Annotated in this window: 12 protein-coding genes; 4 read left to right on the forward strand and 8 right to left on the reverse strand. The window is 33.9% G+C overall.

The window, feature by feature from the left end; genetic code table 11:
• Position 1: 1 nt before the first annotated feature.
• The 8 genes from AB3G33_RS00655 to AB3G33_RS00690 form a co-directional block, all read right to left on the reverse strand.
• Positions 2-1,051, reverse strand: a complete 1,050-nt coding sequence (locus AB3G33_RS00655; protein ID WP_367771876.1) for an NAD(P)/FAD-dependent oxidoreductase — start codon at positions 1,049-1,051, stop codon at positions 2-4.
• Between the two features lie 122 nt (positions 1,052-1,173).
• Positions 1,174-2,064, reverse strand: coding sequence for a gliding motility protein GldN (gldN, locus tag AB3G33_RS00660; RefSeq protein WP_367774182.1), 891 nt, complete (start codon positions 2,062-2,064; stop codon positions 1,174-1,176).
• Positions 2,065-2,113: 49 nt separating this feature from the next.
• Positions 2,114-3,661 carry a gliding motility protein GldM gene (gene gldM, locus AB3G33_RS00665; RefSeq protein WP_367771878.1) on the reverse strand — a complete coding sequence of 516 codons (1,548 nt, stop codon included), beginning with the start codon at positions 3,659-3,661 and terminating at the stop codon, positions 2,114-2,116.
• Between the two features lie 45 nt (positions 3,662-3,706).
• On the reverse strand, positions 3,707-4,357 hold the full coding sequence (gene gldL, locus AB3G33_RS00670; protein WP_367754999.1) for a gliding motility protein GldL: 651 nt from the start codon (positions 4,355-4,357) through the stop codon (positions 3,707-3,709).
• Between the two features lie 48 nt (positions 4,358-4,405).
• The gene (gene gldK, locus AB3G33_RS00675; protein ID WP_367755001.1) at positions 4,406-5,815 is read right to left on the reverse strand and encodes a gliding motility lipoprotein GldK; all 1,410 of its coding nucleotides are present in this window, start codon (positions 5,813-5,815) and stop codon (positions 4,406-4,408) included.
• Positions 5,816-5,946: 131 nt separating this feature from the next.
• Entirely contained in the window at positions 5,947-7,089 is a 1,143-nt protein-coding gene (locus tag AB3G33_RS00680) for a formimidoylglutamase (protein ID WP_367771880.1), read from the reverse strand.
• 1 nt (position 7,090) lies between these two features.
• Positions 7,091-9,622: a type I DNA topoisomerase gene (gene topA, locus AB3G33_RS00685; RefSeq protein WP_367771882.1), complete on the reverse strand. Its 2,532-nt coding sequence runs from the start codon at positions 9,620-9,622 to the stop codon at positions 7,091-7,093.
• 174 nt (positions 9,623-9,796) lie between these two features.
• A complete protein-coding gene (locus AB3G33_RS00690; protein WP_367771884.1) occupies positions 9,797-10,570 on the reverse strand; it encodes a DeoR/GlpR family DNA-binding transcription regulator in 774 nt (257 codons plus the stop codon).
• A gap of 155 nt (positions 10,571-10,725) precedes the next feature.
• On the opposite strand from AB3G33_RS00690, the gene AB3G33_RS00695 reads away from it, so the two are divergent.
• The 4 genes from AB3G33_RS00695 to miaB all read left to right on the forward strand — a co-directional run bounded on the left by AB3G33_RS00695 (position 10,726) and on the right by miaB (position 16,697).
• Complete coding sequence (locus AB3G33_RS00695; protein WP_367771886.1) at positions 10,726-12,309, forward strand: FAD-dependent oxidoreductase; 1,584 nt, start codon at positions 10,726-10,728, stop codon at positions 12,307-12,309.
• A 22-nt stretch (positions 12,310-12,331) separates the two neighbouring features.
• Positions 12,332-13,828, forward strand: coding sequence for a glycerol kinase GlpK (gene glpK, locus AB3G33_RS00700; RefSeq protein WP_367771888.1), 1,497 nt, complete (start codon positions 12,332-12,334; stop codon positions 13,826-13,828).
• Positions 13,829-13,853: 25 nt separating this feature from the next.
• Positions 13,854-14,582 (forward strand): MIP/aquaporin family protein, encoded by a 729-nt coding sequence (locus tag AB3G33_RS00705; RefSeq protein ID WP_367771890.1) that lies wholly within the window; start codon positions 13,854-13,856, stop codon positions 14,580-14,582.
• A 669-nt stretch (positions 14,583-15,251) separates the two neighbouring features.
• Positions 15,252-16,697 carry a tRNA (N6-isopentenyl adenosine(37)-C2)-methylthiotransferase MiaB gene (gene miaB / locus AB3G33_RS00710; RefSeq protein ID WP_367771892.1) on the forward strand — a complete coding sequence of 482 codons (1,446 nt, stop codon included), beginning with the start codon at positions 15,252-15,254 and terminating at the stop codon, positions 16,695-16,697.
• Positions 16,698-16,793 lie beyond the last annotated feature (96 nt).

Raw genomic sequence — 16,793 nt, forward strand, 5'->3', positions numbered from 1 at the left:
CTTATTGTTTTTTAGGTTTAAACCGATTTATATTAATAACTGTATCTAAAGGTATTCCTTCTTCAATATTTTCAAATAAAGCTTTTGCCATTGCAGGTCCTAGCATTACGCCACGAGTCCCTAGTCCATTAAGAATATGCATTGAATTGTGCTCTGAATGTGTTCCTACCAAAGGTCTTCTATCTTTTACTGTAGGTCGTACACCAGCAAAGTGTTCCACAATTTCAAAATCACAGGTAATAATTTCTTTTATTCTGTCTATTAACTCCTGCTTGCCTTCTTCTGTAGGCAAATCTGTTTTGTCTTTCCAATTATAAGTGGCACCTACTTTAAACAAGTCTCCGCCTAGTGGTAAAATAAAAACACTAGTATTAATTATTACATCTAAGTTTAATTGTGGCGCTTTGATGATAAACAACTCCCCTTTTGTACCATCTAACGGCAAGTGGTTAAAGAAAGGATTTGCATGCATACCAAATCCCTCAGCAAAGATTATATTCTTAGCTTGGATATCTTTATAACTAACACCTTCATTATGGATGACTAAAGAATCATAATCAAAGGATTCGCACAAAAATAAATTATGCTCCATTAGATAAGCTCTATATTTTTCTAATAACAAAGCTGTATCAATATATCCAGTATGAAGTACTTCGCCATAATTATAAGGTGAGTGAATTCCAGAAAATTGGGTTGTAATTATATTTGGAGACAAGAAAGGAGATAAAGCTTCTTTATCCGAAGCTGTAAACCAATTATTTTGTTCTTCTATAGAAAAAAACTTTCTTAGAATTGGCTTTTTAAAATCGAATTGTATTTTAAGTTTCTTTTCAATAACAGAATAAAAGCTTTCCATCAATACTAATTGTTCCTGAGCACACCAAACTTCACTAAATCGTTTTAAAATAACAGGATTGTATAATCCCCCAGCAATTCTAGATGAATTTTGAGAATAATTATCCAGAACCAAAATTGACTTATGATGCTTTAGAGCCATTTCGGAAAATGATATTCCTGCTAATCCAGAACCAACAATTAAATAATCAATCATATTAAAAAATGAATTTTAGAATAAAATACAAAGTACGTGTATTAAAAAATAAAACTAAGTCAGCTATAAATAAAAAACTCTTGCTTTACAGCAAGAGTTCTAATATTAACTAATAAATGAAATTAGTAATTCCACATATCAGATTCGAAATCACGTATCTTTTCTTTAACTCTTTCCGATTCCAACAATTGATTTTGAGCGTTATCTTTCATGTATTCAGCAATAGATCTATCACCATATACATTTTCTTCTTTATAGATAACACTATTAAAACGCCTTGAATTTAAAATTTGATCAAAAGAAATAGGCATGGCAGAATTCACGTCGTTAAATGCTTTTGCTTCATGCAAAACCTCTCTAGCCGACGGAAAAAAGATCCAAAATAATTCAATATAATCTTTTTCATCATTATTCATAGTGTACACATCAGGAGTCACAGGACAAATACCTAAAAGACGATATTTTAATTCACTTTGACGTTTATCAAAATACCAATATCCTTTAATCTTGTATTGTGTTACATCTTGAGCTGTTAAATCAGATCTCAAAATATACTCAGGAGAAACCTGTGATCCAGCATTTATTTGCTCCCTACCAGCATCCGTAGTATCAACTCTTGTTAAAGAAGATTGAATGTCTTTAAAAGATTTCTTAGTATTAAAATAACTATCAGAATAGACGTCACTAATTGCACCGCTTCTAATTGCTTTTGTCAAAACATCATATAAAGAACGTCTATCAGAACCAATGTTAGCAGTATCAATAGGAAAGTATAAAGCGAAGTTGATTTTCTCGCTTAAATCAATAATTTCCCAAGTCGTCTTACCCATTAATACATCTCTATCATGAACGTAACCATAGGCCAAAGGCTTATCATTATCAGAAATAAGCTGAGCAGCAGTTTTAAGACCTATTTCAGAAGGTGTTTTTGCATTTAGCAAATTAGATTGCGCAAAAGATGAAACACTTCCAGTAACGGAAATAATAACTAATAAAAATTTTCTCACATTCATCATGTTTTCATTATAAGATATTGAAGATGCCAATAAGGCAACCTACTTATTATTGTATTTCAAAAATAACCGGAGCAGTTCTAGGTAATAAATAACTACCAGCACCTACTAATTTTGTTTTAATTTCAGAAATGGTAACTTGATCTCCTCTTCCCGCTTTAGAAAGTACAGCTTTACATTGAGAATTTAATTTATCACCTTGTACAACTACTGTTGGCTGTCCAGTAACTTTTAAATTGAACCCTACAACATTTAACCCCACTTCAAAATCAAAATCTTCTAATTTAGCACCTATCGTTGCAATCTCAAGATTAGATTTAGGCCCTTTTACAACACCCGTTTCTCCTCTAATTGTTCCTGTTGGTCCTGGAATTCCTTTAATTCTAAATGTCTTTTTATCTGAAACTTTAGAACCATCAGGTAACGTACCTGTAACATTAATCACTACTTCATTCCCAGATGTAGGACTCATGCTAAATTTACCACCACCTGCAGAGCTTAATCCTGGAGCTGAAGCTGAAATTTTATCAGCAGAGATTCCAGCAAATGAAATAGTCATTGGATTAACAACACCTCTGTACACTACATTCATTTTATCCGCTGAAATGGTAGCCGATTTAGGTCTTGCAACAACCACATATTTGTCTTTAATTGCTAAACTTACTGTCTTCCCTCCCTCATCAAAATTAAACGAACCATTTATAGGATGTTCACCAATATTACCTGCTCCAAAAGAAAATTTAGCTTGACCAGCCATCGCTTGAATATTTGAACCATTCAATATAACTGATTTAGCCTGTAATGATGGATCAAATTTTCCTAATATAATTTTACCTGAAACTGCTTCACCTTGAAAGAATACTGATTTATCAAGAACTACAATTGGTTGATAAGCTGTAAGTGATGCAGCAGCAACCAAATCAGATTGAAACATTCCACTCATAATATCACTTTCTGTAGCCTTAATGTCAGCTTGCAATTGAGATATTTTAGTAATTGTAGCAATCAAAGGAAAACCTTTGTAGTTATAATCAATCCAATCTAAATTAGCACCTGCTTTTTCTGAATACACTGGTTTTGTAGCAAATCTAGCTTCTATTTTTGTCATTTCAGACTCTGCAATAGAACTACCTCCAATTTGCTTAATCTGAGCTGGATAACTATTTATTTTATCTAAAAATTCTTTACCTTGTTTAGAAACTTTATCTCCAGTAAAAAACATGCGATCTATTAAATCGCCCTTATCCATTTGTTCATAAGGCAAATTACCTTTAGCGTCTCTTTCAAAATTTTTAGTAACAGATGCTTTAATATTTTCTAAATAATCATTAAATTGTTTAGATAAAGCTCTTATCTTTTCAACTTTTACCTTTTTATCTCCAAATTGACCCGGCTGATCAACCGCTTTTTGCGCCAATTGTGCAAATGAGCCTTCATTTCTTTGATCTGTAATTGCATTTGATTCTACAATTTTAACATTTAAAATCCCAAAAGCAGATAAAACTTCTTTTGACATATTTAAAGCCAGCATTGCAATAAAAATTAAGTACATCAGATTTATCATCTTCTGTCTAGGGGTAAGTTTTCCTCCTGCCATATTTTCTACTAATTAGTTAGTTGTTTTTTTATAGTTCGAAACTAATTATCCCTTGTTATTCATTGCAGAAAGCATTCCACCATAAACATTGTTCAATGACGACAAATTTGTAGTCAATGACTGCATTTGCTCTTTTAATTTCAAGTTGTTTTCGACAACTTCTTCATTAATTTGGGCATTTCTTGACGCACTTTGCAATTGTATTTTATATAAACTATTTAAAGATTCCATTTGAGCAGCAGCAAGAGTCAATTCTTCACTGTATTTCTTAGTTGATGCCATTGATTCAGCAGTTGGAGCAATACTTTTTGCAGCTGATTCGAAATTTTTAATGCTATTTCCTAAACTTGACATCAATTCCCCGTCAATTTTTGCATCTTTCAACATGGCATCTAATTTTTGAGAAAGTAAACCTTGAGCTTCAGCAACTGGAGCCTCTACTTTAGGTGCTTTCTTTTTTGCCTCACCATTTGCCAATTCTGGATATACTAAAGTCCAGTCTAATTCATTATCAACAGGTTCAAAAGCCGAAAGAGCAAAAATCCCAGCTTCAACCAACAATCCAATCGTTAACATTAAATTACCAGTTATAGGACCAAATTCTATGTGTGTTATTTTGAATAATGCTCCTACGATTACAACTGCAGCACCCATTCCATAACAGAAATTCATTGCTTTTTTGCTTAATATTGCCATAATTTAATTTTTTTTTAGGTAGTTAGTAGATTTGGTTTTTGTTTTTATTTATCTTTTAATTTTCTTACCGTTTCCGGTTGTTTCTAATCCCATGTAATCTTGAACAGTTCTGAATCCAATAAAACTTCTTGCAGAATCAGCATATTCAAAATCTCTAGTACTTACTTGTAGGAAATAAGCAACGTCTTTCCATGATCCTCCACGAACCACTTTACGTTTGTTTGAGCCATCCTGAACATTTGGGTTCATTGAAGAAACATATTCATAAGCATTTGGGTCATATGATGAATCAGTCCATTCCGAAACGTTTCCAGCCATGTTATACAAATTATAACCATTTGGCTCGTAAGATTTAGCTTCTACAGTATACAATGCCTGGTCAGCTGCATAATCCCCTCTATTTGGTTTAAAATTAGCAAGAAAACAACCTCTATCATTTTTAGTGTAAGGACCTCCCCAAGGGTAAGTACCTGACTCTAAACCACCTCTAGCTGAATATTCCCATTCTGCTTCCGTAGGCAATCTGAATGAATTGATTAAGTCGTGTCCTTTTTTCTTTGATTTGATATATGTATTTTTATTAAGTGTTCTCCAAGCACAAAAAGCTTTTGCTTGTGTCCATTTCACACCAACAACAGGATAATCTCCATATGCTTTATGCCAGAAATAATCATTATGCATTGGTTCATTGTAAGAATACGAAAAATCTTTAATCCAAACTGTTGTATCTGGATATACTTTTACTTCTTCTGTTTTAATAAAATCTTTTCTTTTTCCAACTTTAGCTTTAGCTGCGGCCTGAATATCCATCCAAGAGTAACGGAATTTAAGCTTATCTACATCAATAGTCCTTAAACCATTATAAGAAGCCGCTAAGGGCAAATACATCGAGTCCATTACTTCAACGTAATATTCGTCAGGATATAACTTAGTATCTTTAATTAATTTTACTTTTCTATTTAATCTTCTACCAGCATAAGGATCGTCGTCCGTACCTATACTGTAATAGTTATCGTACATATACTTATCATACGCAGTCATTTTTTCCGGATCAGAATCATTAAAAGCAAAATCACCTATACTTCCAGCATTTTTACCTTTTCCTTTTCCATCACCTGCTTTAATACCACTTTCATCTGCAAGAATAGCTAATCTTACTCTCATTGTAGAATCTTTTACCCATTCTACAAACTGACGGTATTCGCTATTGGTAATTTCAGTTTCATCCATATAAAAGGAACGAACAGTAACCGTTTTTGTTGGAGCATCTTGAATTGCAGCTACATCATCATCAGATTTACCCATTATAAATGCACCTCCAGGAACTAAAGTCATTCCATAAGGTTTTTCTGGATGCCATTTCCCTCCATTAATCCCTACCAATTCACCTTTGTCGCCTGATTTACCACAGCTTATTAATAGCGCCAAAATTGCCATAAATGCAATGAACTTCTTCATATAAATTCGGGTTAATTATTCATTATTATTTAAGTGTGTAAACCTATTTATTATTTTTTTAAAAAACAATTATTTTACACTAAACAACATTATTTTTTACAATAAAAATTCAGTAAGCTTAAAAACAATTTTTAAATACTGTTTTTACGCTGTGCCTTCCACCATCTTTCAGGTAATTCCTGATTACATGCCCCTATATATTCATCATAAGAACATGGTAATAACGTATTTCTTTTCAATTTATTATTCCCATTTGAAATAAATGGAATTTCAATCCACCATCTATCCGTCTTATCACTTTTATAAAAAACTAAAACTTCTTCTTCAGATGGAACTATATATTTTATATAATTTTCTCTACTTCCAAAAGGATATTCATTAGAACGATAATGAAACCCTTCAATAAAATACCAAATAATTTGTGCAACTAATACTGATTCCTGTACAGAATTATTATGATTAAATATCCCAAACATGGATACTTTATCACTTATACCAGCATACCTTGACAAGGAACAAATCTCTTTTCCATTAAAACCATTAGGCGTAAATATACTGAAATTTCCTGAATCTGAGGACTTTACAGAATTCAAATCAAGGCTAACGATGTCAGCATCCCTAAAAACGGGTTCAGCCAAAGCTATATTATTAGAAATTTCACCCAAGCGATATCCATCAAAAAATAGCTTTTCAACTAAATCTATCTCTTCTTGAGAATTATAATAGGTTTGATATCCTATATTACAATAATTAAAGAGATTATTAGGTTCGTCAATTATTATCTTGGTCAAATAAGAATTTGAAGATGTTTCTTCATTTTCTTTTCCAAAATCAAATTTACTATCTATAGAAACTAGGTTAACCATTTGTTCTAATTCGTCATATGCTCTATATAAGGCATAGGTCAAATCTTGAGAACCTCCTATAACAATTGGAATAATTTTATTTTTTATCAAATTAGAAACTACTTTACGTAAAGCAAAATAAGTATCGGTAATCGTATCTCCGGCAAGAATATCTCCTAAATCCGCAATTGAAGCGTCCCAATTTCCCGGAAACATACTGTACAATTCTTTTCGAATAGCCATTATATCCACTTCCGAAAATGCAGTATCGCTTCCGCGATTTTCCAGTACACCAATCACAGCGATATTAATTTTATTTAAATCCGGAAATTGATCTTTAGTGTGAAAAACAATTTTACTTCCCAATTGCTGAGAAGACAACTTTTCCAAAAAATCACTATCAATGGGTTTTAAAAAATCAAATTCCATTTTATTTCTTTTTTACAACAGGTTTCTTAATAGCAACTTTTTTCACAACTACCTTTTTAGCTGGAGCTTTTTTAGCTGCTGCCTTTTTAGCTGGTGTTTTCTTAGCAATCATCTCTTGAACTTCTTCCAAAGTTAATTTAGTAGCATCTACGTCCTTACTCAGTTCAATTTTAATTTTTCCTTTAGTAATAACGGAACGACCCCAACGTGCTTTTTCAACTAAAATCCCTTCTTCAACCCAGTTGTGTAATACCTTGTCGATATTTTTCTGTAATTTATCTTCAATCAATGCTTCTATGTCCGATTGCGATAAATTATCAAAATTATATTTTTTACTTACATTAATAAATAAACCATTCCATTTTATAAAAGGACCAAAACGGCCAGTTCCTTTTTGAACTCCTTCTCCTTTATAAACAGCTATTGGAGCGTCAGCAATTGCTTTTTCGTCAATTAACTCTTGCGCTCTTTTAAAATCAACGTCAAGTGGATTCTCTCCTTTTGGCAAAGATACAAATGCAGCACCATGACGAATATAGGGACCAAAACGACCATTACTCACTTCGACCTCTTCTCCTTTGTATTCTCCTAAATTTTTAGGAAGCAAAAATAAATTTAATGCTTCTTCTAAATTTATATTTCCTATATTTTGGTCTGCCATCAAACTAGCAAACTTTTTCTCTTCATCATCTGCAGCTCCAATTTGAGCCATAGGTCCAAACTTTCCTAAACGAACAGAAACTGGCTTTCCACTTTTTGGATCTGTTCCTAAAATTCGCTCTCCACTTTCTCTTTCAGCATTTGCCTCTACATCTTTAACTATTGGATGAAATTGATCGTAGAATTCTTTCATCATTACTGCCCAATCAACATTTCCTTCTGCAATTTCATCAAAATCCTGTTCAACTTTGGCGGTAAAGTTGTAATCTAATATGTTTCCAAAATTCTTAACCAAGAAATCAGTAACAATAGTTCCAATATCTGTTGGCACTAATTTTCCCTTATCTGAACCGGTATTTTCTTTAAGTAACTTCTCTCCTACTTTATTTGATTGCAAAGTAAGTTGAGTATAATTACGCTCCTGACCGTCAAGATTTCCTTTCTCTACATAGTTTCTATTTATAATTGTAGAAATAGTTGGAGCATAAGTAGATGGGCGCCCAATCCCTAGTTCTTCTAATTTTTTTACTAAAGAAGCTTCAGTATAACGAGCTGGTGGTCTTGAATATCTTTCTGTAGCAGTGATGTAGTTATTTAATAACTTTTCATTGACTTTCATTGCAGGAAGCATTCCTTCTTGCTCCTCTTCATCGTCATCATGACCTTCAAGATATACTTTTAAAAACCCTTCAAATAGCAATACTTCACCAGAAGCTGTAAACAACTCTCCGTGATTATTAGCTTCAATTTTTACGTTTGTTCTTTCCAGTTGCGCATCACTCATTTGGGAAGCCAATGTTCTTTTCCAAATTAAGTCATACAATCGAGCTTGGTCTCTGTCAATATTTACAGTGTGTCTTGACATATCCGTAGGACGAATCGCCTCATGCGCTTCTTGAGCTCCTTTACTTTTATTGACAAAAGTACGAGGCTTAGAAAACTCCTTACCATAAGATTTAATAATTTCAGCTTGAGCCGCATCCATAGCATCCTTAGACAAGTTAACACTATCGGTTCTCATATAAGTGATAAGTCCAGCTTCGTATAAACGTTGTGCTAATTGCATAGTAATTCCAACTGGCAAGTACAACTTGCGTGCCGCTTCTTGTTGTAAAGTTGAAGTTGTAAACGGACCTGTTGGTGATTTTTTTGTCGGTTTCGTTTCTAAATCTGAAACCTTATAAGTAGAACCTACATTTTTATTTAAAAAATCTTCGGCTTCTTTTTTAGTATTGAAATTCTTAGGCAGCTTTGCTTTGAATGACTTTCCTGCTTCGTTAGTAAATTCTGCAACAACAGAATAAGTTGCAATTGAATTGTAATTTTGAATTTCTCTTTCACGCTCCACAATTAAACGAACGGATACTGATTGTACACGACCTGCTGAAAGTCCGCCTTTTATTTTTCTCCAAAGAACAGGAGATAATTCATAACCTACCAATCGATCTAAAACGCGACGTGCTTGCTGCGCATTCACTAAATTATAATCAATCTCGCGAGGATTATCAATTGCTTTTAAAATGGCATTTTTAGTAATCTCATGAAAAACAATACGCTTTGTTTTTTTTGCATCTAATTTTAATTCTTCCGATAAATGCCAAGAAATAGCTTCCCCCTCTCGATCCTCATCACTTGCTAACCAAACCATTTCGGCTTTTTTAGCCAATCCTTTTAGCTTGGTTACTAATGCTTTTTTATCAGCCGAAACTTCATATTTAGGTTTAAAACCATTCTCTACATCTACACCAATTTCCTTTGAAGGCAAGTCGGCAATATGCCCATAACTTGACTCTACTTGGAAATCACTTCCTAAAAATTTCTCGATTGTTTTTGCCTTTGCAGGTGACTCAACTATTACTAAATTCTTTGCCATTGCTCTATTTTTCTAGGACAAAAGTAGAAGTTTTTTTTAAATATTGGGCTTTTGAAAATTTTTAAAATATTTTTCATCCAAAAACTAATCCCTAAAACGGTAACTAATAACAATCATTAAAACCAATAAAATCAATTCTTTTACAACTAATACGTATACATTAATTAATAAGAATCATCCTTTTCCAGCAACGACAACATCAATACCAAATTCTTCTAGTTTTACTTTTGTTTCGTTATCAATACCACTATCCGTAATCAAAACGTCAATTTTATTTAAATTACAAATTTTACCAAACCCCCTAATATTCATTTTTGTAGAATCTGCTAACACGATAACTTTCTCAGCCACGTCAATCATCGCTTTATTAAGATGTGCCTCAAGAGCATTTGACGTACTCAAACCAAATTCTAAATGAAGACCATCCGTTCCTAGAAACAACTTATTACAAGAAAACTGACCTAAAGTGGCTTCTGCAATAGGCCCAACTGCCGAAGTCGAACTATTTCGAATATCTCCACCTAATTGAATTGTATCAATACTTGTATCTTTACAAAGCTCTAACGAAACCTTTAACGATGGCGTAAGGACTGTTAATTTATGAAAACCTTTAATAATACGTGATAAATAATGAATATTGGAACCCGACCCTAATATAATATAATCATTATTACTAATATACTTCAAGGCTTCTTCTGCAATTTGTTTTTTTTGCTCTACCTGCAACGTTTCCTTATCACTTACATCCCTTTCAAAAGCATAAATAGGCTGTTTACTAGCTCCTCCATGCGTACGATGCAAAAGTTTTTCGTTTTCCAAAAAATTTAAATCCTTTCGTATGGTTACGGTTGAAACATTATGTGTTTCACATAAATCAACCACATTCACATATCCTTTTTGATCTAATTCTTTAAGTATATCTTCTTGCCTTCTATTGATTATAGTCATAATATCTCTCCTGTTGCTTAATTTTGGTTATTTTTAAAGGTACAAAAATAAAATATATAAATAAATTTCATTTAAATAATTTTACCTTCATTTAATTTCATTATGTTTGTTATTCGAAAGTAATCGAAGCTACAAAACAACAAATATAACACACAATGAAACTATCCGAACAATTAACAAAACTAAAACAAACACCAGAATGGGATGTAATCATCATTGGTGGAGGGGCCAGCGGACTAGGAACTGCACTTGATGCTGCTAGCAGAGGGTACAAAACGATTTTAGTTGAAGCAGTAGATTTCGCAAAAGGCACCTCAAGTAGAAGTACTAAACTAGTTCACGGTGGTGTACGTTATCTTGAGCAAGGTGATATCTCTCTTGTAAGAGAAGCTCTTAAAGAAAGAGGTTTAATGGCCCAAAATGCTGGTCATCTTGTTAAAAACCAATCTTTCGTTATACCCAACTATAATTGGTGGGGCGGTTATTTTTACACTATAGGACTTACCATTTACGACATGTTAGCTGGTAAATTAAGCTTAGGCAAATCTAAATATATTTCAAAGAAAAGAACAATTGAGTTACTTCCCACAGTTGAACAAAAAGGATTAGTTAGTGGTGTTATCTATCAAGACGGTCAATTTGACGATTCACGTTTAGCCATCAATATTGGTCAGACCGCCGTGGAAAAAGGAGCCTGCCTTTTAAACTACACCAAAGTAGTTAACTTATTAAAGGACAGTAAAAACCAAGTTACTGGTGTGCAAGTAAAAAACCAAGAAACTGGAGAGGTATTTGAGTTAAAAGGAAAAGCGATCATAAACGCAACTGGAGTTTTTACTAATGCAATAATGAAACTAAACGATACTGTTTATAGAAAATACATTGTTCCAAGTCAAGGCATCCATCTTGTCTTTGACATATCGTTCCTACCTAGTGACTACGCATTGATGATTCCTAAAACAAGTGATGGACGTGTTTTATTTGCAGTGCCCTGGCATGATAAAATTGTAGTTGGAACAACTGATACACTAATCAAGAGTCACAGTTTAGAACCTATAGCATTAGAAAAAGAAATTGAATTCGTATTAGAGACAGCACAGCGATTCTTAGCAAAAAAGCCCACACGCGCAGATGTACTGTCCGTTTTTGCTGGATTAAGACCACTTGCAGCTCCAGAAAAAGAAGGAAAAAGCACGAAAGAAGTTTCACGAAGTCACAAAATAATTGTTTCTGAAACTGGATTAATCACTATCACAGGCGGAAAATGGACCACTTATAGAAAAATTGCTGAGGATATTATTGACAAAGCGATAACTGTAAGACATCTACCTAAAAAAGAATGTCAAACAGAACACATATCCATTCATGGAAATATTAAAACAAACACTGTTGATCGCGAAAACCACCTATACATATACGGAACTGATGCTCCTAAAATACTAGAATTACAAAATGAAGAACCCGAATTAAAACAAAAACTCCATCCAAATTATGATTATACCATGGCAGAAGTTGCATGGGCAATTCGCTATGAAATGGCAAGAACAGTTGACGATGTGCTTTCAAGAAGAGTACGCCTCTTATTTTTAGATGCTCGTGCAGCTATTGCCGTTTCAAAAAAAGTAGCTCAATTGATCGCTAAAGAACTTGGACACGATGAAGATTGGACAGAAAAACAAATAACCGAATTTAAGACTTTAGCCAACGGATTCCTTTTATCGGAATTTAAAATAAATTAATCTTTAACTATAAATGCCAACCATGCAAAATAAATTAATCCTTGCCCTCGACCAAGGGACAACATCATCAAGAGCAATCATCTTTAACCATAGTGGAGAAATAGTAAACATATCTCAAAAGTCATTTGAGCAAATATTCCCTAAACCAGGATGGGTTGAACACGATCCAAACGAAATTTGGTCTTCCCAAATTAGTGTTGCTGCCGAAGTCATTGCAAAAACAGGAATAAACGGAAAACAAATTGCTGCAATTGGCATTACAAATCAAAGAGAAACTACAATTGTCTGGGACAGAGAAACTAGCGAACCTATTTACAACGCAATTGTTTGGCAAGATCGAAGAACCGCAAAGTATTGTGATGAGTTAAAAGCAAAAGGACACGCAGAAATGATCCAGAAAAAGACCGGTTTAGTTTTAGATGCTTATTTTTCTGGGACAAAGGTAAAATGGATTTTAGACAATGTTCCTGGAGCGCGTGAAAAAGCGGAACAAGGAAAACTATGTTTTGGAACTGTAGACACATGGCTAATCTGGAAACTTACTCGTGGAGCCATGTTCATGACAGATGTTTCTAATGCCAGTCGAACATTATTATTAAACATCCACACACTAGAATGGGACACTGAACTACTTGAGTTATTTGACATTCCAAGAGCAATGCTTCCCGAAGTAAAAGAAAGTAGCGAAATATACGGAGAAACTTGCACCACATTATTCGCAACAAAAATCCCTATTGCAGGGGTTGCTGGAGACCAACAAGCAGCACTTTTTGGTCAATTATGCACAAAGCCTGGTATGGTTAAAAACACATACGGAACGGGTTGTTTCATGTTAATGAATACTGGAGAAAAACCTGTTTATTCCAAAAACAATTTACTAACTACGATAGCTTGGAAAATCAACGGAAAAACAACGTACGCATTAGAAGGAAGTGTTTTTGTAGGAGGTGCTGCCGTACAATGGCTGCGAGATGGAGCTAAAATAATTGAATCAGCAGAAGAAATCGAAGCTTTAGCATCACAAGTTCCAGATAATGGTGGCGTTTATTTCGTGCCAGCATTAACAGGTCTTGGCGCTCCATATTGGGATCAGTATGCAAGAGGCGCAATTGTAGGAATAACAAGAGGAACAACAAATGCACATATTGCCCGCGCTACTCTTGAAGGAATCGCCTACCAAGTATACGATTTAGTCAAAGCTATGGAAGCTGATTTTGGTAAAAAAGGAACCGAATTAAGGGTGGACGGAGGAGCTGCAGCAAATAATTTAATGATGCAATTCCAATCTGATTTATTTAATTTTAAAGTAATTAGACCAAAAACACTAGAAACAACTGCTTTAGGAGCAGCATACTTAGCTGGACTAGCAATTGGATATTGGAAAAGTGTGGACGATTTACAACAACAATGGTCAATTGACCGTGAATTCACCCCGGAAATGCCAAGAAATGAAGTCGAGATATTAGTACATAAGTGGGACAGAGCTGTTGGACGAGCTTCAAACTGGATCGAAGATTAATTGTAACCAAAAAAAACACCAAAAGATGACACCATTTATAGCAGAAATTATTGGCACTATGCTAATGATTTTATTAGGCAACGGAGTAGTTGCAAACGTAGTTCTTAAAGGAACAAAAGGAAACAATTCAGGTTGGATTGTAATTACTACAGCATGGGCTTTTGCTGTTTTTGTAGGTGTCGCTGTGGCTGGCCCAGTAAGTGGAGCGCATCTAAATCCTGTTGTAACACTTGGACTAGCAATTATTGGTAAATTTGCCTGGAGTCAAGTAGCGACCTATATAATCGCTCAAATGATTGGAGCTATGCTAGGCGCTTTCTTAGTTTGGCTATCACATAAAGATCATTTCGCCGCTACTGAAGATGAAGCCGCAAAATTAGCTTGTTTTAGTACAGGTCCAGCTATACGAAACTATTCATCTAACTTAATAAGCGAAATCATAGGAACCTTTGTACTTATTTTTGTGATTTTTTATCTCGCAGGTCCTAATGTAAGTATTGCAGTAGCCGCTGATGCTAAAATTGGATTAGGTTCAATAGGTGCTCTACCTGTAGCAATTCTTGTATGGGCAATTGGATTAAGCCTAGGTGGCACAACGGGATACGCTATTAACCCAGCTCGAGACCTAGGCCCTAGAATTGTACATTCAATACTTCTAAAAGGAAACAGCGACTGGAGTTATGCCTGGGTTCCTATTATAGGCCCAATCGTAGGTTCAAGCTTGGCTGCATTATTATATTTATTGCTCATATAACCCTAACTTAAATAATAATAATAATAACCTCTGTAATTTCACTTACAGAGGCAACTTGACTTGTAAAAAAACACACTATCGTTTCTGATAAAATTCCCTTAAACGAATTTAAGTTTACACACTACTTTAAAGCGGCTTAAATAATCACAAATAACAACTGCAATGATCATAGTAGTAGAAACTCCATCTTTTTAGAATTGAGTTATCGCCTTTACCCGCTTTTAAGGATTGAAAAATAAATTTAAATACACAGACAGTACTGCTTTTCCTATTAATGAGATAAACATCTATTTGTCAAAAAATTGAAAGTAATTTTGATTTCGTATATATGGGTATAAAAGACATAAAAATATTTAATTTTTCAATTACAAACTAATTATTTCCACAAGATCAATGTGGAATCCTTACAATAAAATAACGCCCTATCCTCAGTCTAGATAGCTGGGGAAAACCTACAAAAAACTTCCGATTTTGGTGCCTTAAAAGCGACCGAAAGTAGCGCTTTATAATACTTGTAATCCTTATTTTTTTATAAAACCTCGAAACAAAAAGTAAGAAACAGCTGTTAAAATAGTATTCCCAAAATGACTTAAAACAATGTTAATTCTTCGTCTGACATCTTGTCATATTGATTGAAATTGCCTTATCTTTGCGTTTTTAAAATATACAATGGAAAAGATTATTGAAGAAAGTAAACAAGGCGAAAGTCTTGTTCTGGAAAACAAACCTGAGAATACAAAAAAATTATTTATAGAAAGCTATGGTTGTGCGATGAACTTTTCGGACAGTGAGATCGTTGCTTCCATATTATCCGTAAATGGATACAATACAACGCAAGTTCTGGAAGAAGCCGATTTGGTTTTAGTAAATACTTGTTCCATTAGAGATAAAGCAGAACAAACTGTTCGTAAACGTTTAGAAAAATACAATGCAGTAAAACGCATTAACCCTAAAATGAAAGTGGGTGTTTTAGGCTGTATGGCGGAACGCCTTAAAAGTCAATTTTTAGAAGAGGAAAAAATTGTAGATCTTGTAGTAGGTCCTGATGCCTATAAAGATTTACCTAATCTATTAGCAGAAGTTGAAGAAGGTCGTGATGCCATAAATGTAATTTTATCGAAAGATGAAACGTATGGTGATATTTCTCCTGTTCGATTGATGAGTAATGGAATAACCGCATTAGTTTCTATAACTCGTGGCTGTGATAACATGTGTACTTTTTGCGTAGTTCCATTTACCCGCGGTCGTGAAAGGAGTCGTGAGCCACAAAGTATCATGAAAGAAATTCAGGATTTATGGGATAAAGGGTTTAAAGAAATTACTCTTTTAGGACAAAATGTTGACAGTTACCTTTGGTACGGTGGTGGTTTGAAAAAAGATTTTGAAAATGCCTCTGAAATGCAAAAAGCAACAGCAGTAGATTTTGATCAATTACTAGAAATGGTCGCTGAAGGTTTTCCTAAAATGAGAATTCGATTTTCAACATCCAATCCTCAGGATATGCATGAGAGTGTTTTACATGTGATTGCAAAACACAATAATATATGTAAACACATTCACCTGCCTGTTCAATCAGGAAGCAATAGAATTCTAAAAGAAATGAACCGCTTGCACACTCGTGAAGAATACATGACTTTGATTGATAAAATAAGAACCATAATTCCAAACAGTTCTATTTCACAAGATATGATTGCTGGTTTCCCAACTGAGACTGAAGAAGATCATCAAGACACATTGAGTTTAATGGAATATGTGAAATATAATTTTGGTTATATGTATTCGTATTCTGAACGCCCTGGAACTTTGGCTGGAAGAAAAATGGATGACGATGTAACCGAAGAAACTAAAGCCCGAAGATTGCAGGAAATTGTAGACTTACAACAAAAACACGCTTGGTTGCGATCAGAAGAATTTATTGGACAAACGGTAGAAGTCTTAGTTGAAAAAGTTTCGAAAAAATCGACTGAAGAGTTTTCAGGTAGAAATTCGCAGAGTATTACTGTAGTTTTTCCGAAAGAGAATTATAAAATTGGTGATTTTGTAAATGTAAAAATCAATTCTTGTACTAGCGGAACTTTGAAAGGCGAAGCTGTTGGCTTGAGTGAAATGAATTAAAAAAGTTAGCCACAGATTCAAAAGATTCTCACAGATTATTTGAAAATCTTTTAATTATTTAAATCTGTGACAAAAAACAAAAATTACTATTTTACA

Source organism: Flavobacterium sp. WC2421 (assembly GCF_040822115.1).
Taxonomy (GTDB): domain Bacteria; phylum Bacteroidota; class Bacteroidia; order Flavobacteriales; family Flavobacteriaceae; genus Flavobacterium.

Excerpts from the sequence above, each read along its gene's own strand:
- miaB (WP_367771892.1), top strand. The coding sequence starts at position 15,252 with ATGGAAAAGATTATTGAAGAAAGTAAACAAGGCGAAAGTCTTGTTCTG.
- AB3G33_RS00705 (WP_367771890.1), top strand. The coding sequence starts at position 13,854 with ATGACACCATTTATAGCAGAAATTATTGGCACTATGCTAATGATTTTA.
- gldL (WP_367754999.1), bottom strand. The coding sequence starts at position 4,357 with ATGGCAATATTAAGCAAAAAAGCAATGAATTTCTGTTATGGAATGGGT.
- gldM (WP_367771878.1), bottom strand. The coding sequence starts at position 3,661 with ATGGCAGGAGGAAAACTTACCCCTAGACAGAAGATGATAAATCTGATG.
- topA (WP_367771882.1), bottom strand. The coding sequence starts at position 9,622 with ATGGCAAAGAATTTAGTAATAGTTGAGTCACCTGCAAAGGCAAAAACA.
- gldN (WP_367774182.1), bottom strand. The coding sequence starts at position 2,064 with ATGAATGTGAGAAAATTTTTATTAGTTATTATTTCCGTTACTGGAAGT.
- AB3G33_RS00690 (WP_367771884.1), bottom strand. The coding sequence starts at position 10,570 with ATGACTATAATCAATAGAAGGCAAGAAGATATACTTAAAGAATTAGAT.
- glpK (WP_367771888.1), top strand. The coding sequence starts at position 12,332 with ATGCAAAATAAATTAATCCTTGCCCTCGACCAAGGGACAACATCATCA.
- AB3G33_RS00680 (WP_367771880.1), bottom strand. The coding sequence starts at position 7,089 with ATGGAATTTGATTTTTTAAAACCCATTGATAGTGATTTTTTGGAAAAG.
- gldK (WP_367755001.1), bottom strand. The coding sequence starts at position 5,815 with ATGAAGAAGTTCATTGCATTTATGGCAATTTTGGCGCTATTAATAAGC.
- AB3G33_RS00655 (WP_367771876.1), bottom strand. The coding sequence starts at position 1,051 with ATGATTGATTATTTAATTGTTGGTTCTGGATTAGCAGGAATATCATTT.
- AB3G33_RS00695 (WP_367771886.1), top strand. The coding sequence starts at position 10,726 with ATGAAACTATCCGAACAATTAACAAAACTAAAACAAACACCAGAATGG.